The 25,048-nt window shown below is 63.1% G+C and carries 32 protein-coding genes; 26 read left to right on the plus strand and 6 right to left on the minus strand.

Annotated features, from left to right (window positions below; genetic code table 11):
- The 13 genes from rpsC to rpmD are packed head-to-tail and all read left to right on the plus strand — an operon-like array spanning position 1 to position 5,639.
- On the plus strand, positions 1 to 696 hold the full coding sequence (gene rpsC / locus J7347_RS01820; protein WP_209160611.1) for a 30S ribosomal protein S3: 696 nt from the start codon (positions 1 to 3) through the stop codon (positions 694 to 696).
- A gap of 22 nt (positions 697 to 718) precedes the next feature.
- Complete coding sequence (gene rplP, locus J7347_RS01825; protein WP_209160612.1) at positions 719 to 1,156, plus strand: 50S ribosomal protein L16; 438 nt, start codon at positions 719 to 721, stop codon at positions 1,154 to 1,156.
- The gene (gene rpmC, locus J7347_RS01830; protein ID WP_067680200.1) at positions 1,153 to 1,362 is read left to right on the plus strand and encodes a 50S ribosomal protein L29; all 210 of its coding nucleotides are present in this window, start codon (positions 1,153 to 1,155) and stop codon (positions 1,360 to 1,362) included. The genes rplP and rpmC overlap by 4 nt, the downstream gene beginning before the upstream one ends.
- A 10-nt stretch (positions 1,363 to 1,372) precedes the next feature.
- The gene (rpsQ, locus tag J7347_RS01835; RefSeq protein WP_067680197.1) at positions 1,373 to 1,663 is read left to right on the plus strand and encodes a 30S ribosomal protein S17; all 291 of its coding nucleotides are present in this window, start codon (positions 1,373 to 1,375) and stop codon (positions 1,661 to 1,663) included.
- Positions 1,664 to 1,719: 56 nt separating this feature from the next.
- The gene (rplN, locus tag J7347_RS01840) at positions 1,720 to 2,088 is read left to right on the plus strand and encodes a 50S ribosomal protein L14 (RefSeq protein ID WP_067680194.1); all 369 of its coding nucleotides are present in this window, start codon (positions 1,720 to 1,722) and stop codon (positions 2,086 to 2,088) included.
- Complete coding sequence (rplX, locus tag J7347_RS01845; protein ID WP_160659882.1) at positions 2,088 to 2,408, plus strand: 50S ribosomal protein L24; 321 nt, start codon at positions 2,088 to 2,090, stop codon at positions 2,406 to 2,408. The genes rplN and rplX overlap by 1 nt, the downstream gene beginning before the upstream one ends.
- Positions 2,401 to 2,994, plus strand: a complete 594-nt coding sequence (gene rplE, locus J7347_RS01850) for a 50S ribosomal protein L5 (RefSeq protein WP_067680189.1) — start codon at positions 2,401 to 2,403, stop codon at positions 2,992 to 2,994. Before rplX ends, rplE begins: the two co-directional genes overlap by 8 nt.
- A 26-nt stretch (positions 2,995 to 3,020) precedes the next feature.
- A complete protein-coding gene (rpsN, locus tag J7347_RS01855) occupies positions 3,021 to 3,326 on the plus strand; it encodes a 30S ribosomal protein S14 (protein WP_067680186.1) in 306 nt (101 codons plus the stop codon).
- 11 nt (positions 3,327 to 3,337) lie between these two features.
- Complete coding sequence (rpsH, locus tag J7347_RS01860) at positions 3,338 to 3,733, plus strand: 30S ribosomal protein S8 (RefSeq protein WP_067680183.1); 396 nt, start codon at positions 3,338 to 3,340, stop codon at positions 3,731 to 3,733.
- The gene (rplF, locus tag J7347_RS01865; RefSeq protein ID WP_067680180.1) at positions 3,733 to 4,266 is read left to right on the plus strand and encodes a 50S ribosomal protein L6; all 534 of its coding nucleotides are present in this window, start codon (positions 3,733 to 3,735) and stop codon (positions 4,264 to 4,266) included. The genes rpsH and rplF overlap by 1 nt, the downstream gene beginning before the upstream one ends.
- A 1-nt stretch (position 4,267) precedes the next feature.
- Entirely contained in the window at positions 4,268 to 4,612 is a 345-nt protein-coding gene (gene rplR / locus J7347_RS01870) for a 50S ribosomal protein L18 (protein ID WP_067680177.1), read from the plus strand.
- On the plus strand, positions 4,612 to 5,448 hold the full coding sequence (gene rpsE / locus J7347_RS13225) for a 30S ribosomal protein S5 (RefSeq protein ID WP_348521570.1): 837 nt from the start codon (positions 4,612 to 4,614) through the stop codon (positions 5,446 to 5,448). Before rplR ends, rpsE begins: the two co-directional genes overlap by 1 nt.
- A gap of 5 nt (positions 5,449 to 5,453) precedes the next feature.
- Positions 5,454 to 5,639, plus strand: a complete 186-nt coding sequence (gene rpmD / locus J7347_RS01880) for a 50S ribosomal protein L30 (protein WP_067680174.1) — start codon at positions 5,454 to 5,456, stop codon at positions 5,637 to 5,639.
- A 127-nt stretch (positions 5,640 to 5,766) separates the two neighbouring features.
- Here rpmD and J7347_RS01885 read toward each other — a convergent pair whose 3' ends face one another.
- A complete protein-coding gene (locus tag J7347_RS01885) occupies positions 5,767 to 7,266 on the minus strand; it encodes a glycosyltransferase family 39 protein (protein ID WP_209160613.1) in 1,500 nt (499 codons plus the stop codon).
- Positions 7,267 to 7,461: 195 nt separating this feature from the next.
- Here J7347_RS01885 and rplO point away from each other — a divergent pair, with 195 nt between their 5' ends.
- The 13 genes from rplO (at position 7,462) to J7347_RS01950 (ending at position 20,473) form a co-directional block, all read left to right on the plus strand.
- A complete protein-coding gene (rplO, locus tag J7347_RS01890) occupies positions 7,462 to 7,986 on the plus strand; it encodes a 50S ribosomal protein L15 (RefSeq protein ID WP_067680168.1) in 525 nt (174 codons plus the stop codon).
- Positions 7,987 to 8,090: 104 nt separating this feature from the next.
- Positions 8,091 to 9,455, plus strand: coding sequence for a preprotein translocase subunit SecY (gene secY / locus J7347_RS01895; protein WP_067680165.1), 1,365 nt, complete (start codon positions 8,091 to 8,093; stop codon positions 9,453 to 9,455).
- A gap of 48 nt (positions 9,456 to 9,503) precedes the next feature.
- Positions 9,504 to 10,148 (plus strand): adenylate kinase, encoded by a 645-nt coding sequence (locus J7347_RS01900; protein WP_209160614.1) that lies wholly within the window; start codon positions 9,504 to 9,506, stop codon positions 10,146 to 10,148.
- 65 nt (positions 10,149 to 10,213) lie between these two features.
- Positions 10,214 to 10,885, plus strand: coding sequence for an SRPBCC family protein (locus J7347_RS01905; protein WP_245173761.1), 672 nt, complete (start codon positions 10,214 to 10,216; stop codon positions 10,883 to 10,885).
- 81 nt (positions 10,886 to 10,966) lie between these two features.
- Complete coding sequence (gene gdhA, locus J7347_RS01910) at positions 10,967 to 12,337, plus strand: NADP-specific glutamate dehydrogenase (protein ID WP_209160616.1); 1,371 nt, start codon at positions 10,967 to 10,969, stop codon at positions 12,335 to 12,337.
- Positions 12,338 to 12,644: 307 nt separating this feature from the next.
- The gene (rpsM, locus tag J7347_RS01915; RefSeq protein WP_067680153.1) at positions 12,645 to 13,013 is read left to right on the plus strand and encodes a 30S ribosomal protein S13; all 369 of its coding nucleotides are present in this window, start codon (positions 12,645 to 12,647) and stop codon (positions 13,011 to 13,013) included.
- A 60-nt stretch (positions 13,014 to 13,073) separates the two neighbouring features.
- Positions 13,074 to 13,463 carry a 30S ribosomal protein S11 gene (gene rpsK, locus J7347_RS01920; protein ID WP_067680150.1) on the plus strand — a complete coding sequence of 130 codons (390 nt, stop codon included), beginning with the start codon at positions 13,074 to 13,076 and terminating at the stop codon, positions 13,461 to 13,463.
- Positions 13,464 to 13,576: 113 nt separating this feature from the next.
- Entirely contained in the window at positions 13,577 to 14,632 is a 1,056-nt protein-coding gene (locus J7347_RS01925; RefSeq protein WP_209160617.1) for a DNA-directed RNA polymerase subunit alpha, read from the plus strand.
- 80 nt (positions 14,633 to 14,712) lie between these two features.
- Positions 14,713 to 15,135: a 50S ribosomal protein L17 gene (gene rplQ / locus J7347_RS01930; protein WP_209160618.1), complete on the plus strand. Its 423-nt coding sequence runs from the start codon at positions 14,713 to 14,715 to the stop codon at positions 15,133 to 15,135.
- Positions 15,136 to 15,221: 86 nt separating this feature from the next.
- On the plus strand, positions 15,222 to 16,607 hold the full coding sequence (locus J7347_RS01935; RefSeq protein WP_209160619.1) for a serine hydrolase: 1,386 nt from the start codon (positions 15,222 to 15,224) through the stop codon (positions 16,605 to 16,607).
- A 105-nt stretch (positions 16,608 to 16,712) separates the two neighbouring features.
- The gene (locus tag J7347_RS01940; protein WP_245173822.1) at positions 16,713 to 18,818 is read left to right on the plus strand and encodes a prolyl oligopeptidase family serine peptidase; all 2,106 of its coding nucleotides are present in this window, start codon (positions 16,713 to 16,715) and stop codon (positions 18,816 to 18,818) included.
- Positions 18,819 to 18,989: 171 nt separating this feature from the next.
- Positions 18,990 to 19,553: a hypothetical protein gene (locus tag J7347_RS01945; RefSeq protein ID WP_209160620.1), complete on the plus strand. Its 564-nt coding sequence runs from the start codon at positions 18,990 to 18,992 to the stop codon at positions 19,551 to 19,553.
- Between the two features lie 134 nt (positions 19,554 to 19,687).
- Complete coding sequence (locus J7347_RS01950) at positions 19,688 to 20,473, plus strand: hypothetical protein (protein WP_209160621.1); 786 nt, start codon at positions 19,688 to 19,690, stop codon at positions 20,471 to 20,473.
- Between the two features lie 27 nt (positions 20,474 to 20,500).
- Here the strand turns inward: J7347_RS01950 and J7347_RS01955 are convergent, their stop codons facing one another.
- The 5 genes from J7347_RS01955 to odhB form a co-directional block, all read right to left on the minus strand.
- Complete coding sequence (locus J7347_RS01955) at positions 20,501 to 21,130, minus strand: trimeric intracellular cation channel family protein (RefSeq protein WP_067680510.1); 630 nt, start codon at positions 21,128 to 21,130, stop codon at positions 20,501 to 20,503.
- A gap of 4 nt (positions 21,131 to 21,134) precedes the next feature.
- Positions 21,135 to 21,842: a PepSY domain-containing protein gene (locus J7347_RS01960; protein ID WP_209160622.1), complete on the minus strand. Its 708-nt coding sequence runs from the start codon at positions 21,840 to 21,842 to the stop codon at positions 21,135 to 21,137.
- 169 nt (positions 21,843 to 22,011) lie between these two features.
- Positions 22,012 to 23,430 carry a dihydrolipoyl dehydrogenase gene (lpdA, locus tag J7347_RS01965; RefSeq protein WP_209160623.1) on the minus strand — a complete coding sequence of 473 codons (1,419 nt, stop codon included), beginning with the start codon at positions 23,428 to 23,430 and terminating at the stop codon, positions 22,012 to 22,014.
- Positions 23,430 to 23,780 (minus strand): hypothetical protein, encoded by a 351-nt coding sequence (locus tag J7347_RS01970; RefSeq protein WP_067680519.1) that lies wholly within the window; start codon positions 23,778 to 23,780, stop codon positions 23,430 to 23,432. Before J7347_RS01970 ends, lpdA begins: the two co-directional genes overlap by 1 nt.
- Before the next feature lie 5 nt (positions 23,781 to 23,785).
- A complete protein-coding gene (gene odhB, locus J7347_RS01975) occupies positions 23,786 to 25,045 on the minus strand; it encodes a 2-oxoglutarate dehydrogenase complex dihydrolipoyllysine-residue succinyltransferase (RefSeq protein ID WP_209160624.1) in 1,260 nt (419 codons plus the stop codon).
- Positions 25,046 to 25,048 lie beyond the last annotated feature (3 nt).

A 25,048-nucleotide genomic window follows, 5' to 3' on the forward strand; every position in this document is an offset into this window, starting at 1 on the left:
ATGGGTCATAAGAGCAATCCGATCGGTCTGCGTCTGCAGATCAACCGCACCTGGGACAGCCGCTGGTACGCCGAAGGGCGCGACTATGCCAAGCTGCTCAGCGAGGACATCGAGATCCGCAAGCACATCGTGAGCACGCTGCCGCAGGCCGCGATCTCCAAGGTGGTGATCGAGCGTCCGGCCAAGCTGTGTCGCATCTCGATCTATGCTGCGCGTCCCGGCGTCATCATCGGCAAGAAGGGCGCGGACATCGAAAAGCTGCGCACCAAGCTCGCGTCGATGACCGAAAGCGAAGTGAAGCTGAACATCGTCGAAATCCGCAAGCCGGAAGTCGACGCCAAGCTCGTCGCTCAGGGTATCGCCGATCAGCTGATCCGCCGCGTGGCGTTCCGCCGGGCGATGAAGCGTGCGATCCAGTCCGCTATGCGCCTGGGTGCCGAAGGCATCAAGATCGTGTGCGGCGGCCGTCTCGGCGGCGCTGAAATTGCGCGTGTCGAACAGTATCGCGAAGGCCGCGTGCCGCTCCACACACTGCGGGCCAACATCGACTATGCCGAAGCCGAGGCGCTTACCGCCTATGGCATCATCGGCATCAAGGTGTGGGTCTTCAAGGGCGAGATCCTCGGCCACGATCCGACTGCGCACGACCGTCTGATGATGGAATCGCAGACCTCGGGCGTGCGCCCCGCGCGCTGATTGCAGGACATAGGAAAGAACCATGCTGCAACCGAAGAAAACCAAGTACCGCAAGGCGTTCAAGGGCCGTATCCACGGCAACGCCAAGGGCGGCACCGTGCTGAATTTCGGGTCGTACGGCCTGAAGGCGCTGGAGCCCGAGCGGATCACCGCGCGTCAGATCGAAGCGGCTCGCCGCGCGATCACGCGTCACATCAAGCGTCAGGGTCGTCTCTGGATCCGCGTCTTCCCGGACGTGCCGGTTTCGAAGAAGCCCGCCGAAGTCCGTCAGGGTAAGGGCAAGGGGTCGATCGAATACTGGGCAGCCCGCGTGAAGCCGGGTCGCATCCTGTTCGAACTTGATGGCGTTGCGGGTCCGCTTGCCGCCGAAGCGTTCGAGCGTGCTGCGATGAAGCTGCCCGTGAAGACCAAGGTCGTTGCCCGGCTCGGCGACACCTCGCACCTGGGAGGCGAAGCATGAGCAAGACCGAAGACCTCCGCCAGAAGTCGGACGATCAGCTCGCCGAAGAGCTGACCTCGCTCAAGCGCGAGCAGTTCAACCTGCGCTTCCAGGCGGCGACCAACCAGCTGGAAAAGCCGGCCCGCATCCGCGAAGTGCGCCGTTCGATCGCTACGATCAAGACGCTGCAGGGCGAGCGCGCCCGCACCGCGGCTGCCAAGGCTTAAGGAACAGATTATGCCAAAGCGTATCCTGATCGGCACGGTTACCTCGGACAAGACCGACAAGACCGTGACCGTGCTCGTAGAGCGTAAGGTGAAGCACCCGCTGTACGGGAAGATCATCCGCCGTTCGAAGAAGTATCACGCCCATGACGAGCAGAACGAGTACACGCTCGGCGACGTCGTGCGCATCGAAGAGACCAAGCCGATCTCGAAGACCAAGACCTGGCAGGTCAAGGACCGGGTGACGGCGGGCGGCACGCAGGCTGTCGAGGCCGACCTCGAAGTCGAAGCCGCAGGAAATTGACGTAATCGGAACTGCCGGGCACCTGTCCCGGCAAGCCAAGAGAAGGAACCGGATCGATGATCCAGATGCAATCCAATCTCGACGTCGCGGACAATAGCGGCGCCAAGCGTGTCCAGTGCATCAAGGTACTGGGCGGCTCGAAGCGCCGCACCGCGAGTGTTGGGGACGTGATCGTGGTTTCCGTGAAGGAAGCCCAGCCGCGCGCGAAGGTGAAGAAGGGCGATGTTCATCGCGCCGTCATCGTGCGTACGAAAAAGGACGTGCGCCGTCCCGACGGCAGCGTGATCCGCTTCGACAGCAATGCCGCCGTGCTCGTGAACAAGAGCGAAGAGCCGATCGGCACCCGTATCTTCGGCCCGGTGGTGCGCGAACTGCGCGGCCGCGGGTTCATGAAGATCATCTCGCTCGCTCCGGAGGTGCTGTAATGGCCGCCGCCAAGATCAAGAAGGGTGACACCGTCGTCGTCCTGTCCGGCAAGGACAAGGGCCAGACGGGCACGGTCGAGAAGGTCATGCCCAAGGATGGTAAGATCGTTGTCGAAGGTGTGAACGTCGCCACCCGTCACCGCAAGCCGAACCAGCAGAACCCGCAGGGTGGCATCGACCGTTTTCCGGCTCCGATGCATATCTCCAAGGTCGCGCTGGCCGATCCGAAGGACGGCAAGCCCACTCGCGTCCGTTTCGAAGAGAAGGACGGCAAGAAGGTGCGCGTCGCCGTGAAGTCCGGGGAGACAATCGATGGCTGATAGCTACACGCCGCGCTTCAAGAAGAAGTACGAGGACGAAATCGTCAAGGCGATGACCGAGAAGTTCGGTTACAAGAACCGCCTCGAAGTGCCTAGGATCGAAAAGGTCACGCTCAACATGGGCGTGGGCGAAGCGAGCCAGGACAAGAAGAAAGTTCAGACGGCCGCCGAGGAAATGGCGCTGATCGCCGGTCAGAAGCCGGTCATCACCAAGGCCAAGAAGTCGATCGCCCAGTTCAAGCTGCGCGAAGGCATGCCGATCGGTGCGAAGGTTACCCTGCGCCGCGATCGCATGTACGAATTCATGGACCGTCTGGTCACCATCGCAATGCCCCGCATCCGCGACTTCCGCGGCGTCAATCCGAAGAGTTTCGACGGGCGTGGCAATTATGCGATGGGCATGAAGGAACAGATCGTGTTCCCCGAGATCAGCTACGACCGGATCGAAAAGGTCCGTGGCATGGATATCATCGTGACCACCACGGCGAAGACCGACGACGAAGCGCGCGAGCTGCTGCGTCTGTTCGGTTTCCCGTTCCCGGCCGAGCAGGCCGAGGGTGCGTCGCAAGAGAAGGAAGCGGCGTGAGCCGCTAAGAGAGGAACTTAAGTCCAATGGCGAAACTGAGTTCGATCAATAAGAACGAGAAGCGCAAGAAGCTCGTCAAGCAGTACGCTGCCAAGTACGAGAAGCTGAAGGCAATCGCGGACGACAAGTCGGCCGACGAAAGCGATCGGCTGATGGCGCGCCTGAAGATGGCGGAATTGCCGCGTAACGCGAATCCCACGCGTGTGCGCAACCGCTGCTCCACCACCGGCCGCCCGCGCGGCTATTACCGCAAGTTCGGCATCAACCGCATCGAGCTGCGGGATCTGGGCAATAAGGGCCTGATCCCCGGCCTGACCAAGTCGAGCTGGTGAGGATCTAGACCATGGCATTGACCGATCCCCTGGGTGACATGCTCACCCGCATCCGCAACGGCCAGCAGGCGAAGAAGGACAGCGTCCTCTCGCCCGCGAGCAAGCTGCGCGCGAACGTCCTGGAAGTGCTCCAGCGTGAAGGCTACATCCGTGGCTACAGCGAAGACGACAGCGGCAAGCACAAGGCGCTGCGGATCGAACTGAAGTATTTCGAGGGCGAACCTGCGATCAAGCACGTCGCTCGCGTCTCCAAGCCGGGCCGCCGCGTCTATTCGGGTTCGAAAGAACTCCCGAACGTGCGCAACGGCCTCGGTATCACCATCGTCTCGACGCCGCGCGGCGTGCTTTCTGACAACGAAGCGCGCAGCGAAAACGTCGGCGGCGAAGTGCTGGCGGAGGTGTTCTGATGAGCCGCATCGGCAAACGTCCGGTGGCGATCCCCAGCGGGGTCACCGCCAATATCGATGGCAAGACGCTGTCGGTGAAGGGGCCCAAGGGCACTCTCACCATGGGTCTGTCCGACCTCATCGACTACAAGGTCGAAGATGAGGGCATCTCGGTTCAGCCTGCCAACGACACGCAGAAGGCCCGCGCCTTCTGGGGTATGCAGCGCACCATGGTGTCGAACCTGGTCGAAGGCGTCACGGAAGGTTTTTCCAAGACGCTGCAGATTTCCGGTGTCGGTTATCGTGCGTCCACGCAGGGCAAGAAGCTGAAGCTTCAGCTCGGCTATTCGCATGACGTCGATCTCGATGTGCCTGAAGGCCTCGACGTGCAGACCCCGGACCAGACGACCGTGATCGTGTCGGGTATCGACAAGCAGAAGGTCGGCCAGTTCGCCGCAGAAATCCGCCGCTGGCGCAAGCCCGAACCCTATAAGGGCAAGGGTATCAAGTACCAGGGCGAGTATATCTTCCGCAAGGAAGGGAAGAAGAAGTAAGATGGCCAAGCTTTCCCTCTTCGAACGCCGCCGCCGCCGTGTTCGCACGGCGCTTCGCAGCCGCTCCGGTGGCAAGCCGCGTCTGTCGGTGCATCGCACCGGCAAGCATATCTATGCGCAGATCATCGACGATGCCGCCGGCAAGACCGTCGCCGCAGCTTCCACGCTGGGGGCTTCGGGCTCGGGTGCCAATGTCGATGCCGCGCAGCAGGTTGGCAAGGACATCGCCGCCGCCGCCAAGAAGGCCGGCGTGACCACCGTCGTGTTCGATCGCGGTGGCTTCCTGTTCCATGGCCGCGTCAAGGCGCTGGCCGATGCCGCCCGCGAAGGCGGGCTGGAGTTCTGATTATGGCCGACGAGAACAAGACCCCCGAAGACAATTCGGCTCCCGCCGTGGCGGAGACTCCCGAAGTCGCGAAAGCCAAGGCCGATGCCGGTGTCGCGACTGCCGAGACCGAGCATGCCGTGACCAATGAAAAGCCCGCAGTGGCCGATACGCCGTCTGAAGCTGCCGACAACCAGTCGCCGGCTCAGGGTGCGGAAGGTCAGCCGCGTCAGCGTGGCGGCCGTGGCGGACGCGATGGTGGCGGCCGTGGCCGTGGCCGTGGTCGCGACGATCGTCGTGGTGGACGTCGCGAGGAAGAAGACGACGGCATCATCGAGAAGCTGGTCCACATCAACCGCGTCTCCAAGACCGTGAAGGGTGGTAAGCGTTTCGGCTTCGCCGCACTGGTCGTGGTGGGTGACGGTTCGGGCCGCGTCGGCTTCGGCAAGGGCAAGGCCCGCGAAGTGCCGGAAGCGATCAGCAAGGCGACTGCCGCTGCGCGCAAGCACATGATCCGCGTTCCGCTGAAGGACGGCCGCACGCTGCACCATGACGGCAATGGCCGGTTCGGTGCAGGCAAGGTCACCGTCCGCACGGCGCCCGCGGGTACCGGTATCATCGCCGGTGGTCCTATGCGTGCCGTATTCGAGAGCCTCGGCGTTGCCGACGTGGTGACCAAGTCGGTCGGCACGTCCAATCCCTACAACATGATCCGCGCCACCTTCGATGCGCTGCAGGACCAGACGTCGCCGAAGTCGGTGGCGCAGCGTCGCGGCAAGAAGGTCGCCGACCTGCTGGGTCGTGGCGGATCGACCGAGGCTGAGGCGCAAGCCGACGCCGCGGCCATGGCGGAGTAAGTCAGATGGCAGATAAAAAGACCATCACTATCAAGCAGATCGGTTCGCCGATGCGCCGGCCCGAGAGCCAGCGCAAGATTCTGATCGGGCTGGGTCTCAACAAGATGCACAAGACCGTGACGCGCCAGGACACCCCCGAGGTGCGCGGTGCAATTGCCAAGGTTCCGCATCTGGTCACGATCGTGGACTGACACGCGCCCGAGTTCAGGCGATTGCCTGTTCGGTTGCTACACATTCGATAACGGCGGAGAAGCTTGGCGGCTTCTTCGCCGTTTTCGTTTGTCTGGAGAGGATGTCCTTACCGCCACGCATGCTCGATCAGGCGGCGCAGTCTCCATGGATCTGCACCGTGAAATCGACCGTTCGGTCCTGCACGATCCGACGTTCGACCAGGCGGCAATTCGCTTTGGTGTAAGCGTTGATCAGCGCGACCGTCTCCGCGTTGGGCGGCCTATGCTTGAAATCGGCCACGTCGACGATCACGCCGGGGCGTTGTGCCAACAGGCGTCGGACTTCCTGTTCGGTATCGAGATGGCTGACATTGCGCTCCGCTCCGTGGCTGAGATGGGGCGGGAAGGCGAGGGGGGTCGGCGAATGATGGCCTGCCAGATGATAGAGCATCGGCGGACCGTCGAAGATCACCATGGATCGGCCATCGTCATGCTTCCGGATCGCGTCGGCCAGACGGTCCATCGACACGCTCGTATGCTCCGTACGGTCGAAATCTAGCGGAGAGTGGATAGCGAAGCTGATCGTCAGCACAAGAACCAGCCCGATCGATCCCGCGACTGGCCGCGCAAGGATCGGCGCCGATGCGAGCGATAGCGGCACCAGAAGCGGGAGCGCGTAATGCAGATGGAAGTTCGGCACTGCGAGCAGCCCCAGTACCGCCGCCGCCAGCCAGACCAGAATGAACGCCTTCATGTCCGAAGATGGTGCTTTGCGCATCCCGAAGAAAGCCAGAGCGATGAGCGGGGTGATAAGAATCCCCATAATCGCCGCTCCGAAGAGAGAGTTCGACGCCTCGTATGATTTCGAGAGATTGGAGAGGACCATCGCCTGCCAGAATTCGCTCCAATGACCTGACGCCGCGTAAAAGCCTGCGATGGCGAGAGTCGGCGCAGCGCCGATCGCGATCCAGACAGCCATCCATTTGACCGTGCGCTGTGCGCTTCCCGACTCTCTGAAGAGCTTCCAGCTGGCCCACAGTCCGAACGCGGCGACTTCGAATACGGCCGTCTGTTTGATGGTAAGGGCCAGGCCGCCAAGGCCCATGGCGAGGACCAGATAGGCTGCCGAGCCGGCTTCGCTCGATTTATCGGAGTGGCGTTGGACGATCCAGGCCGCCGTCGCCACCAAAGCATTGTAGAAGACGGGGCTTTGCCCGCCATATCCCCCGAACATGGGAAGCGCGCACAGATAGAGAATCGCAGCTGTGCAGCCTGCGCGCGAGCCGAATTCCCTTCTAGCCATTTCCCAGATCAAGGAAGCTGTGAAGCCGGCGAAGATTGCCGCAACGATCTGGTAGACGATCGGATCGTAGGAGATCGCGGCCATCGCCCAGTAAAGGGCGAAATGCCCGAACGGCTTGCGGTCCCATATGTCGACGAAGGGTAGGGCGCCCTGCGTCATCTCTATCCCGGCGGCGAAATAGAAGGCCTCGTCGACGAAGAGATTGGGATTGCCGAAGGTGGCCATGCGAAGGCCGAGCGCAATAAGAATGCACACGCCCAGCCGCCACGCATGACCCGATGCCAGCGACAGCCTGCCGGAACGCTCGATCCGCAGATTCGCAGCGGGTAGACTGAAATTGAGCATTCTATATCCCGATCACCGTCGCGCTTCACTTAGCGCCCTACATCCGAGACATTGGGGAACGGTTAACCATGCATCGCGACGGAATTCGCAAACTCGCAGACAGGGGGTGACAATCGCTTCGGTTTTGGATAGGGGCCGCCCCTTCCAACAGCGCGCACCCCTTCAGGGGGCCTAGAAAGCGAAAGCGAGTGCACTATGAAACTGAATGAAATTCGCGACAATCCCGGCGCCCGTAAAGAGCGCATGCGCGTCGGCCGTGGCATCGGCTCGGGCAAGGGCAAGACCGGCGGCCGTGGCCAGAAGGGTCAGAAGAGCCGTTCGGGCGTCGCCATCAAGGGCTTCGAAGGCGGCCAGATGCCGCTTCACATGCGTCTGCCTAAGCGCGGCTTCAACAATCCGTTCGGCAAGGATTTCGCCGAAGTGAACCTGGGCATGGTCCAGAAGTTCATCGACGCGGGCAAGCTCGACGCCAAGACCACGCTCGATCACGAAACGCTGAAGGCCGCTGGCCTCGCCCGTGGCGGCAAGGATGGCGTGCGTCTGCTCGGCAAGGGCGAACTGACTGCCAAGGTCACTTTCAAGGTTGCCGGTGCGTCCAAGGGCGCGATCGAAGCGGTCGAAAAGGCCGGCGGCAAGGTCGAAGTGATCGCCGCAGCGCAGCCCGAGCACGAGAAGAAGGCTGCCCGTACCGAAGCGAACAAGGCCAAGAAGGCCAAGTAAGCGGGAAAATCATGGGGCGGGGGTTCGACATTGGGCGAACCCCACCCTATCTACCCCTCCATCGCCGGGAGGGGCCGGCACCAAGCTAGGATCGACTTTTCGAGATGGCATCACGCGCCGATAATATCGCGAGCAATCTAAGCCTCGCCAATTTCTCCAAGGCAACCGAACTGCGCCAGCGAATCTGGTTCACCATCGGTGCCCTGGTCGTCTTCCGCTTTCTGAGCTTCGTTCCGCTGCCGGGTGTGAACCCGCTGGTGTTGCAATCGCTCGCCGATACGGCGCGCGGCGGCATCCTCGACATGTTCAACATGTTCACCGGCGGCAGCCTCGAACGGATGAGCCTGATCGCCTTGGGCGTGATGCCGTACATCACCGCCTCGATCGTGATCCAGCTCGCTGCGGCGCTGCATCCTTCGCTTGCCGCGCTGAAGAAGGAAGGCACGACCGGTCGCCAGAAGCTGAATCAGTACACCCGCTACGGCACGGTGCTGTTGTGCACGGTGCAAGGTTGGTTCCTGGCCGCAGGCCTCGAAAGCTACGGTGCGCAGAGCGGTATCCAGGCAGTGGTCGATCCCGGCTACATGTTCCGGATCGGTGCGGTGATCAGCCTCGTCGGCGGGACGATGTTCCTGCTCTGGCTGGGCGAACAGATCACCAGTCGCGGCATCGGCAACGGCGTTTCCCTGATCATCATGGCGGGCATCGTCGCCCAGTTTCCGAGTTTCGCCGCGAACCTGTTCGAAGGCGGGCGTACCGGTTCGATCTCGCCGGTGATCATCGTCGGCTTCATCGCTATGATCGTGATTCTGATTCTGGTGATCAGCTTCGTGGAGCGGGCGCAGCGGCGTCTGCTGATCCAGTATCCCAAGCGCGCGACCCAGCGCGGCATGATGCAGGCCGATCGCAGCCATTTGCCGCTGAAGCTCAACACGGCGGGCGTCATTCCGCCGATCTTCGCCAGTTCGTTGCTGCTGCTGCCGCTCACCATCACGCAGTTCGCGGGCAATTCGCTCGATACGAACAGCACGACGGGCGCCTGGCTGCAAACGCTGCTGCAATATCTCCAGCACGGACAGCCGATCTACATGACGCTGTATGCGGCGGGCATCGTCTTCTTCTGCTTCTTCTACACCGCGGTGGTATTCAACCCCGAAGAGACGGCGGAAAACCTGAAGAAGAACGGCGGCTTCATTCCCGGCATCCGTCCGGGCAAGCGGACCGAGCAATATCTCGATTACGTGCTGACGCGCATCACCGTGGTGGGCGCGATCTATCTCGCGCTGGTCTGCGTCATTCCGGAATATATGATCGCGCAGACGGGCATTCCGCTGTTCCTTGGCGGGACCAGCCTGCTGATCGTCGTGAACGTCACGGTCGATACGATCAGCCAGATCCAGTCGCACCTGCTGGCCCACCAGTATGGCGACCTCATCAAAAAGGCCAAGTTGAAAGGCCGGATGCGCTAGGCTACGCGCCCGAAGATAAGGATTTCGGGCAAAGGGGACTTTCGAACGATGGACATCATCCTTCTTGGCCCTCCGGGCGCGGGCAAAGGCACGCAGGCGCATCGCCTGGTCGAGCATCACGGCATGCGCCAGCTCTCGACCGGAGACATGTTGCGCGGGGCGGTCAGCGCCGGAACACCGGTGGGCATCAAGGCCAAGGCGATCATGGACAAGGGCGAGCTCGTTTCGGACGATATCGTCAGCGAGTTGATCGATGCGGAACTGACCGCGATGGGCAGCGAGACCGGCGCGATCTTCGACGGCTATCCGCGCACCGAACCGCAGGCGCGCATGCTCGATGAAATCCTCGAACGGCATGGGCGCAAGCTCGACCATGTGATCGAACTGGGCGTCGACGAGGATGCCCTGGTCGAGCGTATCACCGGTCGGTTCACCTGTGCCGAGTGCGGCGCGGGCTATCACGACACGTTCAACCAGCCCAAGACCGAAGGTGTGTGCGACAAGTGCGGCAGCACCGAATTCAAGCGCCGTCCCGACGATAACGAGGAAACCGTGCGTCATCGCATGCAGGTCTATCGTTCGGAAACCGCACCGATCCTTCCGGGCTACGAGGCGCGCGGGATCGTTAGTCGTGTCGACGGGATGGCCAGCATCGAGGACGTCACCCACGCGATCGATTCGATCCTGGGCTGAATACGGCGTCTTTCCACCCTCGGGTCGCCGGGTTATGACGAGCGACAAACGGGGGAATGATCACGATGCGACCGATTACCGCTTTTGCCATGGCCGGGCTGCTGGCTGCGATGACGAGCGTTTCGGCGCGGGCCGAAGTGGTTTCGACCTCACCCAACGGCTTCGTCACGCGCGACACCGCGCAGATCGCGGCGCCGCCGATGACGGTCTGGCTGGCGCTGACCAAGCCGGGCGAGTGGTGGACCGACGAGCACACCTGGTCGGGCGACGCCGGCAATCTGACGCTGACGCCGCAAGCGGGCGGATGCTTCTGCGAAACGATTCCCGGTGACGATGCGGGCGACGCATCGGCGATGAACGGCAGTGCGCGCCATGCCATTGTGGTCCAGGCATTTCCGCTCAAAGTGCTGCGCCTGCGCGGTGGCCTCGGCCCGCTTCAGGGCGAACCGGCGGAAGGCGTACTCACCATCACGTTGAAGGAAATACCCGGCGGTACGCGCGTGCTGTGGGAATACAATGTTGGTGGCCCGATGCGCTTCGAGATACCGGTGATCGCCGCCGCGGTCGACCAGGTGATGAGCCAGCAGCTCACGGGACTGCAAGCGCATCTTGGCCCTCTGGGTGACGACACGCGGTCGGTGCCGTCCGAAACGTCCGCTCCGCAAGAGGCGACTGCCGACGAACCTGAAGCGTCCACTTTCGACGAAGAATTCGAATCCCTCACCGACGAGGATTGAAGCCGCCTACCAGCGGGCGGTTCGGGGGGAACGATGCGCGGCTAGCATGGATTTAGTCCCCGAGACCGGAGGGATTGAATCATGCCGAATACCGAGCGATCCGACGCAGCGTCGGATTTCGAAAGCTTCATGGACGAATTGCGCGAACGCAATCCGGGGCAGGACGAATTCGTCCAGGCCGTCGGCGAAGTAGCGCGCGACGTGTTCGACCATATCGGCGACAAACAGGAATATTCCGACGCGCAGATCCTGCGCCGTCTGACCGAACCCGATCGCGTGGTCAGCTTCCGCGTCTGCTGGGAGGATGACGACCGCCAGGTTCGCGTCGAGCGCGGGTGGCGCGTCCAGAACAACAATTCGATCGGCCCCTACAAGGGCGGTCTGCGCTTCCATCCGGGCGTAACCGAAAGCGTGCTCAAATTTCTCGCCTTCGAACAGACCTTCAAGAACGCGCTCACCGGACTGCCGCTGGGCGGAGGGAAGGGCGGATCGAGCTTCGATCCAAAGGGCAAGTCCGACGAGGAGATCATGCGCTTTTGCCAGAGCTTCATGACGGAACTCTATCGCCATATCGGACCGCATACCGACGTGCCCGCAGGCGATATCGGCGTCGGATCGCGCGAGATCGGCTTCCTGTTCGGTCAGTACAAGCGCATCGTGAACCGTTGGGAAGGCGCGATCACGGGCAAGGGGCTGGAATGGGGCGGATCGGAACTGCGACCCGAGGCGACAGGATTCGGCGCGGTGTATTTCCTGCGTCGGATGCTCGACCATGCCGGAGATACGATCGAGGGCAAATCGGTCGTCCTTTCGGGTGCGGGCAATGTCGCGCTGCACGCGGCGCAGAAATTGATCGATGTCGGCGCCAAGGTGCTCACCCTGTCGGATTCGGACGGCTTCATTCACGATCCAGACGGGATCGATCAGGACAAGCTCGACTGGGTTATGGAACTGAAGCAGGAGCGGCGCGGGCGGATCAAGGAGTATGTCGAGGAATATCCGGACGCCGAATATCACGGCGACGGGGCGCGTCCCTGGCATGTCGAGTGCGACATCGCCATGCCCTGCGCCACGCAGAACGAGATCGACGAGGACGATGCGAAGGCGCTCGTGAAGAACGGCGTCATGGCGGTGGTCGAAGGAGCCAACATGCCGACGACCCATGCCGCCGGGCGCGCCATCCGCGATGCCGGCATTCTGTTCGCGCCCGCAAAGGCGGCGAATGCGGGTGGGGTCGCGGTTTCGGGTCTAGAAATGAGTCAGAATGCCGAGCGCGTGAGCTGGAACCATGAAAAGCTCGACAGTCAACTCACCGATCTGATGGCGGAAATCCACGATAAATGCGCCGAACATGGCGAAGGGGAGGACGGCAAGGTCGATTACGCGCGCGGCGCCAATATCGCCGCCTTCGAAAAGGTCGCCTCTGCGATGCTGGCCTTCGGCGTTATGTGATCGCTCGCGGCGCGGGTTTTGACGCGCCTCGATCCCGGCGCTATAGAAAGTCTTGAACACACGCCCGCGCCGCCCATATGGCGGTCGCGCGGTGTTGCGCGAGGCTGGCGGTTGACGCCGTGGGCGAATCGCCCTAAGCGCGCGGTTCATTCGACAATCACGGATCGGTCCGGCACGTAGCGGCTTTGTGTTAAAAGGTGCTGCATCCGCACTTTCGGCTTTGGTGCCGTCCGTCAGGCGAATGTATTGAGCGATGAGATAGGGTTGGCCCGACGGTCGTAAGTCCCTGTGGAGCATGGAGAAGTAAGTGGCTCGTATTGCCGGGGTGAACATCCCCACCAACAAGCGCGTGATCATCGCGCTCACCTATATCCACGGTATCGGCCGGACCACGGCCGTCGAGATCGCCGACAAGCTCGGCATCGACCATTCGCGCCGTGTGCAGGACCTCACCGACGAGGAAGTGCTGCGTATCCGCGAGACGATCGACGAGGAACATCGGGTCGAAGGCGACCTTCGCCGCGAAACCGCGATGAACATCAAGCGCCTGATGGACCTGCGTTCCTATCGCGGTCTGCGCCATCGTGCGGGCCTGCCCGTGCGCGGTCAGCGTACCCACACCAACGCCCGCACCCGCAAGGGCAAGGCCAAGCCGATCGCCGGCAAGAAGAAGTAAGCGTCGGGTTTTCCCAATACGCTTTTCCCTTCTTGAGTTTGATATAAGGATACCAAGACCATGGCACGCGAACCCGGCCGGATCAGGCGGCGCGACAAGAAGAATATCACGAGCGGCGTCGCGCACATCAACGCCAGCTTCAACAACACGATGATCACCATCACCGATGCTCAGGGCAATGCGATCAGCTGGTCCAGCGCGGGGATGATGGGCTTCAAGGGCAGCCGCAAATCGACTCCCTATGCGGCCCAGGTTGCCGCCGACGATGCCGGCAAGAAGGCCGCCGAACACGGCGTCCGCACGCTGGAAGTCGAAGTGAAGGGCCCGGGTTCGGGCCGCGAGAGCGCGCTGCGCGGTCTTGCTGCAGTGGGCTTCACGATCACTTCGATCCGCGACGTCACGCCGATCCCGCACAACGGTGTGCGGCCTTCCAAGCGCCGTCGCGTCTGATCCGTGCCTGCCTGGCGGCCCTTTCTCGTTAGGGCCGCCGACACCACATTCACGGACCGGACGCTCTCTGCCCAGAGCGCCGGTCCCGTCCGTATTCGAACCAGGGGATATCCATGTCCGTCAATAACAAGAACTGGCAGGAACTGAAAAAACCCAACACTCTCGAGATCAAGGAAGGCAGCGACAAGAAGCGCAAGGCCACCTTCGTCGCCGAACCGCTCGAGCGGGGCTTCGGCCTCACGCTCGGCAACGCGCTGCGCCGCGTGCTGCTCTCCTCGCTGCAGGGTGCGGCGATCACCTCGATCAAGATCGAGAACGTGCTGCACGAATTCTCCTCGCTTGCCGGTGTGCGCGAGGATGTCACCGACATCGTCCTCAACGTGAAGCAGATCGCGCTGAAGATGGAAGGCGAAGGGCTCAAGCGCCTGCAGCTTTCCGCGACCGGCCCGGGCGAGGTCAAGGCAGGCGACATCGCCGTTTCGGGCGACATCGAAGTGATGAACAAGGACCTGGTCCTGTGTCATCTCGACGAAGGCGCGACGCTGAACATGGAACTGACCGCGGACGCCGGTAAGGGCTATTCGCCCGCCGTCGCCAACCGTCCGGCCGATGCGCCGATCGGCCTGATCCCGGTCGACAGCCTGTATTCGCCGGTTCGCCAGGTGAGCTACAAGGTCGAGAACGCCCGCGTCGGGCAGGAACTCGATTACGACAAGCTCTCGCTGACCGTCGAAACCGATGGCACCGTCACGCCGGAAGACGCGGTGGCCTATGCCGCGCGCATCCTGCAGGACCAGCTCACGCTGTTTGTCCACTTCGAGGAAGGCATTCCGCAGCCGTCCTCCGCGATGATCGGCCAGGCCGCTGAGCCGCAGGAAAGCGACACCAACCAGCTCAATCGCTACCTTCTCAAGAAGGTGGACGAGTTGGAACTCAGCGTGCGTTCGGCCAACTGCCTCAAGAACGACAACATCATCTATATCGGCGATCTGGTCCAGAAGACCGAAGCCGAGATGCTGCGCACTCCGAACTTCGGCCGCAAGTCCTTGAACGAAATCAAGGAAGTGCTGTCCAGCATGGGCCTGCGCCTCGGCATGGACATCCCTGGATGGCCGCCGGAGAATATCGAGGAAATGGCCAAGAAGCTCGAACAGGAACTTCTGGGCTGAACGGGTTCCGGCGGCGCACCCTGAGCGCCGCCAGCTATGGGCTACCTAGAACGGGCCTCTAACGAACGAAGGAATGAAGTATGCGTCACGGTATTCGCCAGCGTAAGCTCGGCCGCAAGTCGGGCCACCGCACCGCCCTGTTCCGCAACATGTCGGCTGCGCTGATCAAGCACGAGCAGATCCTGACTACCGCCCCCAAGGCGAAGGAACTGCGCCCCTATATCGAAAAGCTGATCACGCTCGCCAAGCGCGGCGGCCTGTCCAATCGTCGCCTCGCCATGAGCCGTCTCGGCGACGAGACCCAGCTCAAGAAGCTGTTCGACGTTCTGGCCGAGCGCTTTGCCGATCGTGAGGGCGGCTATACGCGCGTCATCAAGGCCGGCTATCGCGGCAGCGACGCGGCGCAGATGGCGATCATCGAATTCGTCGACCGCGACGTCGACGCCAAGGGTCAGGACAGCGGCCCCGTCATGAACGACGAAGAAGAATACGAAGACGCGTAAGCGCTTTTCGCATCACGAGACCGAAGGGTCGGGAGGGATGCCTTCCGGCCCTTTTCTTTTGGGCGGGCTCTGGCACAAGAGGCGGCATGCTCCGCTCGCTTCTCGCCGCCGCCGCGCTCTGCGCCTTTCTTCCGACCGCTGCGCTTGCTCAGACCGTCTCGCAGGAGCGGCTCGATGCGCGCTACGACCGGGCTCTGGCTGCAGGCTATAAGGCGCTGTTCCTTTGCGGTGCCATTGCCGGAGCGGAGCGCAACGGCGCGACACGCAGCGTGGAAAGCGTCGAGCGCTGGGAATTGACCGGCATTCAGGCGCCGCTCGACAGCCTGGTCGCAGAGATGCGTGCAAGGCCGATCCGCATACAATCAGTCTCGAGCGATGGTGCGCCGGCACGGGGCGCTCTGGCTGCCTTCGCGGTCGAGTGGGCGGAAGGGTTCGCACCGCGCTTCGCTGTAAACACGGGGGCGGATGGCTGCCGCCTCGCGCCTATAGGGATGGATGTCGGCACCGCGCTCGATATCGGCGAGCCCGAACTCCACGATCTGGGTCGCGCGTTGACGGCTCAGCCGATGGCGGGTGACGACCTGGCCGAAACCGGGATGGAGGCGCGCTATGGGCAGGGTACGCGCACGACCGCTGTGGTCGTCATGCGCAACGGCTCTCCGGTTTCGGAAGCCTATGCCCAGGATTTCGGACCTCTGATCCCGCAGCGAACCTGGTCGGTTGCGAAGAGCCTTGCCGCGACGATCATCGGTGCGGCGGTGGAACGGGGCGAAGCGGATGTGCAGGCGGAAGCCGGGCTGGGCCTGTCAGCGAACGATCCGCGCGCGCGTATCACGGTGGACCAGCTCTTGCGGATGGCTTCTGGCCGGTATTCCGATACGCCGGGCAATCGCACCGATCCGCTCTATTTCGGAGGCGCTACCGTAAAGGAATCTGCGCTCGCCTTGCCTCTGCTGGATCGGCCGGGCACCGTCTATCGCTATGCCAATAACGACACGCTGGCCGCCGTGCGAGCTATCGAGCCGACCTTTGCCGATCATTCGCCTGCCGATCTGTTCGCGCGGATCGGCATGGAGCATACCGTGGCCGAAACGGATTGGGCGGGCGACTACATCTTTTCGAGCCAGGTCTGGTCGACCGCGCGCGATCTGGCGAAATTCGGTCAGCTCTATCTCGACGGAGGGGTGTTGCCCGATGGCACGCGCATTCTGCCTGAGGGCTGGGTGGACTACGTCGCAGCGCCCAGCGGGCCGCAGCCCGATGGGCCGTTCGGCTATGGCGCCGGGTTCTGGCTGATGAACCGGTCCGAGGGCGTGCCCGCAGACACTTTCGCGGCTTTCGGCAATCGCGGCCAATATGTCGTCATCGTGCCAAGCCGAAACGTCGTGATCGTGCGCCGCGGAGAAGATCCGGTGGGCGCACGCTTCGACATTGCCGCCTTTACGCGCGACGTGCTGGCGGCGCTGGATTGACGTTGAACGCGAACGCCCGCGACCTACATTGAAAACACGATTTTTCCACGGAGAGGATCCATCCGCATGAACCGTATCACTGCCGCCGCTATGGCCGGTGCCGCCATGGTCGCGCTCGCCGCGACGCCCGGAGTTGCCCAGACCATGTCCGACTATCCCGAAACCCGCGCCACTGACACGGTCGAGACCATTTTCGGCCAGCAGATCGCCGATCCCTATCGCTGGCTGGAAAACGACGTGCGCAGCGACAGCGAAGTGGCGAACTGGGTCGAGGCGCAGAATGTCGTTACCGATGCCTATCTCGAACAGCTTCCGGGCACAGACTGGTTCAAGGCCGAGCTTGCCAAGCTGATCGATTACGAACGCTATGGCATCCCGACCAAGGCGGGGGACCGCTATTTCTACAGTTACAATTCCGGCCTGATGAATCAGTCGCAGTATTTCGTGCGCGACGGGTGGAATGGCGAAGGGCGCTTGCTGATCGATCCCAACGAGTGGTCGGCGGACAATGCCACCGCGCTCGCGGATACCGCACCGTCCAAATCGGGCGATTATCTCGCCTATGCCATTCAGGATGGCGGCAGCGACTGGCGCACCATCAAGGTTCTCGATGTGGCGACCGGCGAGGAAATGAGCGACGAGATCCGCTGGGCCAAGTTCACCGGCATTTCCTGGGTCGGCGATGAAGGCTTCTTCTATTCGCGCTTCCCCGAAACGGAAGAAGGCCAGGATTTCCAGTCGCTCAATTACAATCAGAAAGTCTATTTCCATCGCCTCGGCACGCCGCAGAGCGAGGACGAGCTGGTCTACGAAACGCCGCAGTTCAAGGAACAGGGCCACGGCCTGGGCGTGACCGATGACGGGCGCTGGGCCTTCATCTATTCCTCCACCGGGACCGACAATCGCAACGAATTGCGCGTGATCGACCTTGCGAACCGCAGCGACGGCAGCTGGCAGACGCGCGATATCGTGACCGGGTTCGAAAACGAATGGAGCCCGATCGCATCGACGGGCGACACGGTCTATTTCATGACCAACAAGGACGCGCCGCGCTATCGGATCGTGCGCGCCGATCTGACCGAGCCTACGCTGACGTGGGAAGAAGTGATCCCTGAGGGCGACAATCCCATCTCCGGCGCTTCCATCATCGGAGATCGCCTGGTGGTCGAATTCATGAAGGATGCGAGCAGCCGCGCGGTCTATTATGACCTCGACGGCAGTCGCACCGGCGAACTCGACCTGCCCGGCATAGGCTCGATCGCGGGCTTCGGCGGGGAGCCGGGCGACAGCGAAACCTTCTACAGCTTCACCAGCTTCAACCAGCCCGGCGCGATCTATCGCCTCGACGTGGATAGCGGCGAGACCCAGGTCTTCGCCGAGCCCGAAGTCGCTTTTTCGCCCGACGATTACCGGGTGGAGCAGGTGTTCTATTCCTCCAAGGATGGAACGCGGGTGCCGATGTTCATCGTGCGGGGCAAGGATTCGACCGGCCCCGCGCCGACGCTGCTTTATGGCTATGGCGGGTTCAATATCTCGCTGACGCCGAGCTTTGCCGCCACGCGCCTTGCATGGCTGAAGGCGGGCGGCACTTTCGCGCTCGCCAACATCCGGGGCGGGGGCGAATACGGCAAGGAATGGCACGATGCAGGACGTCTCGCCAACAAGCAGAACGTGTTCGACGATTTCATTGCGGCGGGTGAGTATCTGAAGGCGGAGGGGTATACGACGCCCGAGGGGCTCGCGATCCAGGGTGGTTCCAATGGCGGACTGCTCGTCGGCGCGGTGACCAATCAGCGTCCCGATCTGGTCGACGCCGCCAATGCGGCGGTCGGCGTGATGGACATGCTGCGCTTCGATCGCTGGACGGCGGGCCGGTACTGGGTCGACGATTACGGCTATCCCGATCGCGAGGACGATTTCGCCGTGCTGCGTGCCTATTCGCCCTATCACAACATCCGTTCCGGCGTGGATTATCCGGCGATGCTCGTGACGACCGCCGATACGGACGACCGCGTGGTGCCGGGGCACAGTTTCAAATACACCGCTGCCCTGCAGGCCGCCGACGCTGGCGACGAACCGCATCTGATCCGCATCGAAACCCGCGCGGGCCACGGTTCGGGCAAGCCGACCGACAAGGTGATCGACGAATACGGCGATATTCTCGCCTTCCTCGCCTATCACACCGGTCTCGAAGTGCCTCCGGCGAACTGATTGATGTCGGGGAGGGAGGGTTCGGCCCTTCCTCCTCGATCGTTCAGAAACATCGCGCTTTAACTGAACGCTGGCTGACAGCGAAATTCAGGCTCGCCTCACGGCCGGTCGCCTAGAACCTTATGTGAAGCCGAGGCAGTTGTGCAGCGGCCGAGCATGAGGAGCTCCCCGATGCAGACCGTTACCAAAGCCCTGGTCGGCAGCGCCGTCGCCGGTGCGATGGCCCTGACCGCCGCTACCCCCGCCGCCGCCCAGTATCGCGAGCGCGATCGCGGCATCGATGCGGGCGACGTCATCGCGGGTGCACTCATCATCGGTGGGATCGCCGCCGTCGCTTCGGCCGCCAAGAAGGATCGTTACGACGATCGCTATCGCACGCGCGGCTATGGCTACGATTACGATCGCCAGTATGACGACCGGTACGACCGCCGTTACAATCGCGGGTATGACAACGGCCAGCGCGCAGTTCAGCTTTGCGCCGCCGCCGTCCAGCGCGATGTGCGCCGCTATGGCTATCGCTACGCCAATGTGACCGAGATCCGCGATGTCGATCGCGAACGGTACGGTTACGAGGTTAAGGGCCGTCTGGTCGTCGATGGGCAGCGTGGCTACGGTCGCTATGATCGTTACGACCGTCGCAATTATCGTCGTGGTGACGAAGGTAAGTTCAAATGCGACGTTTCGCGCGGGCGAGTGGTCGACATCGACTATAGCGGCATCCGCGGACTGCGCTGATCCGGCGCGGACTTGACACCTATGGCGCGAGCGAGGCGGTTCAGGCATTATCCAGCCCGAACCGCCCATTCGCACAAGCATTTGCATTTCGAAATGCGCGCTGTGGGGCGCGAAGAGGTTAGGGCAACGGCACGATGATGAAATCGAAGACAGCTTGCGGTGCGGCGCTGATTGCCGCGCTTTCGCTTTCCGCCAGTCCGGCTAGCGCGGCGGACATGGCGCCCGCGTTCGGTTCATCCGCCGTCGCCGCCTCCGCCAACTGGTCCCCTGATGCGGAGAGCACGGCCTATTACGGGCGTTATTACGATCCCTACCGCTATCGCCATCGCCGCAATCGCGTGGATGCGGGCGACGTGATTGCCGGTGTGCTGATCCTCGGCGGGATCGCCGCAGTCGCCAATGCGGTAAAGGATTCCAACCGCAACGAGCGCTATCGCAATCGCGATTACCGCGACAATCGGGATCGCGACTATCCCTATCGCGATCCGGACGTGACTGGGATCGACCGCGCCGCATCTATGTGCGTATCCGCCATCGAACGCGATGCGCGGGTGGAAGCGGTCGACAGCGTGGATCGTACCGCAGCAGGCTGGACGGTAAGCGGTCGCCTGTTCGACGGGCAGGGCTTCACCTGCTCGATCGGCGCGGATGGGCGGATCGATGCCGTGGACTACGGCGCGAGCGCGAGACCCTACGGAACCGGCTATGAAGCCACCGGATACGAAGCGCGCGCCTATTCCGGGCCGGACAATCAGTTGGACGATGATCGCTATCGTGCCGCGCGGGCCGATATCGAGGCGCGCGGGGGCTATGCCGTCGTATCGAATGCCGATCCCGTCTTGCAGAGCCCGCCGCCCGACGGCCCGGTTCCGTCCTATCCCGGCGGTCCGCTGCCGGGCGACCCCGATTACGGCGACTGACGCTTTCGCGCCTTTGCGGCGCGCCGCCTATTCCTCGCCGCGATCGCGATAGGCGGGCAGGGCCAGCTGCCACTGGATCGCCGCCGCGCGAAGGGCATAGCCGGCCGCGCTTGCAATGATCCACACCGGCACGCGCGGCAGGTTCAGCATCTCGCCGATCACGGCCAGCGTCGCCGACAGGGCGGCTGCCGTAACGTAAAGTTCGGGCCGCATGATGATCGACGGGCGGCCTGCGATTACGTCGCGGATGATGCCGCCGACCGTCCCCGTCACCACGCCCATCAGCACCGCCGGGATCGGCGGGACGCCATAGCTCATCGCCTTGGCGGCCCCGAGCACGGCATAGGCGGTCAATCCCAATCCGTCGGCAAGGTCGAGCAGGCGTCCCTCCCACCAGCGCGTGGGTGTGAACCATGTCAGCAGAGCCGTGGCGAGACAGGCGGACGCCACCAGCGGATGGTCGATCCAGAACACCGGGGCCCCGATCAGCAGGTCGCGCACCGTCCCGCCGCCGACGCCGGTGACGAGCGCGAAGAACGCCATGGTGACGAAGGTCTGCTTCTCCTTGGCAGCGACTAGCGCGCCGGTAAGCGCGAAGATCGCGACACCGGCGATGTCGAGCCAGTCGAGCAGGGGCGTGAGGATGATTTGGTCCATCGTGTCAGCCACGCGGAACCTTGATTCGCGCCTTGCGCCGCCTGAACAGCAGCACGCAGCCGATGACCGATCCGATCGCGCCGAGCGCGGCGAACAGGATCAGGATGGGATGGCTGGTATCCTCGCGCGTCTCCAGATCCATGATGTGGAGGCTCCAGACGAAATCGAACAGCCGCCACCAGCGCGTCCGCACTGCTTCGATCCGGGCCGTGTCGGCGCCGACATAGACGTGCGTCCCGTCCGGCATCGCCACCTGCCACACCGGCATGGGGCGGCGGAAATCGAAGGGTACGTCATCGGCTTCGAAGAAGCGCGCCGGAGGCGGAGATCCGGCTTGAACGCCGGGGATCGTGGTGCCCGCAACCGCGATGCCTTGTGCCTCGCGCATGGAAAGGCGGGGCAGGGCGCGCCCGGTCCGCGCATCGTAGCGCTGGACGCTGCCGTCGGCCTGCGTCGCCCATACGAGGGGAACGCCGTCGGGCGCGGCGATCTCGATCCGCTCGATCGTGCGTCCGCTCAGGTCGAGCGCTGCGGGGAGCGCGAACTGCGCGGGCAGGCTCTTGTCGATCTGGGACGTATCCGCGCGCAAATGGGTACCGCGCACGGTTTCGATCGGGCGCGCGACCATGACGAGGCCGGTCACGGTCCACATGACGAGCGGCAGGCCGATCAGCCAGCCGAGCCAGATATGCCAACGGGCGAGACGTCTCATGGCGCGAATCCCTTCTGTTTCACGCGCGCCCCAAAGCGGGCCAGAGCCGCGAACGCAAGCCCGAAGCCGAGCAGCGGCACTGCGTCATATCCGTTGAGACGGAAAGGGTAGCGCGGACGAAAAGCGCATGCGTTGCAGAAAATCGCTGCCGCGCATGCGCCTAAACCGATCAGATGTGGATGGGCTTGCCCTGAACCGCCATCGCCGCTTCCTTCATCGCTTCCGAATGGGTCGGGTGCGCGTGGCAGGTATAGGCGATATCTTCGCTGGTCGCGCCGAATTCCATGGCCTGCGTCGCCTGTGCGATCATCGTGCCCGCCACGGTGGCGATCGCCCAGACGCCCAGCACGCGGTCGGTTTCTGCATCGGCGATGACTTTCACGAAGCCGTCGGGCTCGTGATTGGTCTTGGCGCGGCTGTTGGCCATCATCGGAAATTTGCCGATCTTGACCTTGGACTTGTCGCCACCCGCCTGCTCGATCGCTTCTTCGGATGTCAGGCCGACACCGGCGAATTCGGGCAGGGTGTAGACTACGCCCGGAATGAGATCGTGATTCACGATGCCGGTATGGCCCGCAATGTTCTCGGCACAGGCAATGCCTTCATCCTCGGCCTTGTGGGCGAGCATGGGGCCGGGCGCGACGTCACCGATGGCCCAAACGCCGTCGACGGGCGTGCGGAAATCGTGATCGACTTCGATCTGGCCACGCTTATTGGTTTCGATGCCGATGTTTTCGAGGCCGAGCCCGTCCGTATTGGGACGCCGCCCGATCGAAACGAGCACGCAATTGGCCTCCAGCGTTTCGCTGTCGCCGCCAGCGGCAGGCTCCAGCGTCAGCACGGCCTTGTCGCCCTTTACTTCGACGCCGGTAACCTTGGTCGCGAGGCGCAGTTCCATGCCCTGCTTCTTGAAGATCTTGCCCGCTTCCTTGCGGACTTCGCCATCCATGCCGGGGAGCAGCTGGTCGAGGAATTCGACGACCACAACTTCGGCACCCAGGCGGTTCCAGACCGAGCCCATTTCGAGCCCAATCACGCCGCCGCCGATGACGACCATCTTCTGCGGGACCTTGTGAAGCTCCAGCGCCCCGGTGCTGTCGACCACGACGCCCTTGTCGTTATCGATTTCCACGCCGGGCAGCGGCGTTACCGAGGAGCCGGTGGCGATGATCACGTCCTTCGCCGTGACGGTCTCTTCGCCGACTTTGACAGTGTGCGCGTCCTGAAAGGTGGCGCGGCCCTTTTTCCAGTCGACCTTGTTCTTCTTGAACAGGAATTCGATCCCGCCGGTGAGGCCCTTGACCGCGTCGCGGCGCTGGCCGTGCATTTTTTCTAGGTCGAGCTTGGGGCTGACTTCGATGCCCATGTCGGCCATCGCGCCGTTCGCGGCGGCATCGAAGAACTCGCTGGCATGTAGCATCGCCTTCGAAGGGATGCAGCCGACATTGAGGCAGGTGCCGCCCAGCGTCTCGCGGCTTTCCGCACACGCGGTCTTGAGGCCCAATTGCGCGGCGCGGATCGCGGCGACGTATCCGCCCGGGCCCGCTCCGATGACAAGAACGTCGTAATCGTACTGGGTATCGCTCATCAGATGTCTGCCTCGTTAGTCGTGGTGGCGCCGATACCGAGTGCCTCGTCGGCGCATTGCGTCATGATGGTTTCGAGCGCGCTTGTATCGCCCTGGGCGAGATCGACGACGCTCAATTCGGATTGGGCCCGGCGGCTGGCGCAATCGCAGATCTGCTCGCTGACCGCGGTGTAATCGCCCGCGCCCATGCCTTCGACCTGCTCGACGCAACGCGCCTTCAACTGTGCGGTCAGGCCGCCGCTGCCTTCCGTCCCGGACTCGCCTGCGCCGACGCCCGCCTCGCCGCAGGCAGCGAGAGCGAGGGGCAGGGCAAGGAGGCCGAGCCTGGAGAGAATGCGATTACCGGCCATGGATATCACAGGTCGATGAGCATCCGGGTCGGATCCTCGATCGCTTCCTTGATGATCTTGAGCGCGGTCACGGCCTCGCGCCCGTCGATCAGGCGGTGATCGTAGCTGAGCGCGAGATACATCATCGGGCGGATCACGATCTCGCCATTCACGACGACCGGACGGTCCTCGATCCGGTGCAGGCCCAGCACGGCGCTCTGCGGCGGGTTGATGATAGGCGTCGACATCAGCGATCCGAACACGCCGCCATTCGAGATGGTGAAGGTGCCGCCCTTCATGTCGTCCATCGTGAGCGTGCCGTCCTTGGCGCGCTTTCCGAAGTCCGCGATGTCCTTCTCGATGCGTGCGAAGCCCTTTTCCTGCGCATCGCGGATGACCGGGACGACCAGGCCGTTGGGCGCGCTGACCGCCACCGAGATATCGACGTAATCGTGATAGACGATCTCGTCGCCCTCGATATAGGCGTTGGCGGCGGGCACATCCTTCAAGGCCAGGCAGGCCGCCTTGGCGAAGAAGCCCATGAAGCCGAGCTTGATATCGTGCTTCTTGGCGAAGAGGTCCTTGTACTTCTCGCGCGCTTCGATGACCGCGCTCATGTCGCAATCGTTGAAAGTGGTGAGCAGCGCGGCATTGTCCTGCGCGCCCTTGAGCCGCTTGGCGATCGTCTGGCGCATCCGGGTCATCTTGACCCGCTCTTCCTGGCGTTCGCCGGAAGCGGGAGCCGAAGAGGTCGCGGCCTGCGCTGGCGCGTCGTCGGCAATCGTGTCCGATCCGCTCTTCTTGGCCTTCGCCGCGGCTTCGACGTCTTCCTTGGTCAGTCGGCCATCGCGGCCCGTGCCCTTGATGGTCGACGGATCGAGCCCGTGTTCGAGCACGGCGCGGCGCACTGCCGGGTTCAGCGCCTTGACCGCATCCAAAGGCGCATCCTTCGCCTGCGTCTTCGGCGTGTCACCGGAGCGTTCCTGCTGGCCTTCCTCGCGTTCTTCCTTCGCGCGGCCCGCTTCCTCGCCCTTGGCGGCGGGCGCGCCCCCTTCTTCGATGACCGCGATTACCGCGCCGACTTCGACCGTCTCGCCGACTTCGGCCTTCAATTCGCCCATCACACCCGCGACGGGGGAAGGCACCTCGACCGCGACCTTATCGGTCTCGAGGCTGGCGATCGGTTCATCGACCGCGACCGCGTCGCCGGGCTTCTTCAGCCATTCGCCGATCGTGCCTTCGGTGACCGATTCACCCAGGGTGGGGACAGTGATTTCCTTGGACATGCG

This window comes from Erythrobacter sp. A6_0, from assembly GCF_017744235.1.
Classification (GTDB): domain Bacteria; phylum Pseudomonadota; class Alphaproteobacteria; order Sphingomonadales; family Sphingomonadaceae; genus Qipengyuania.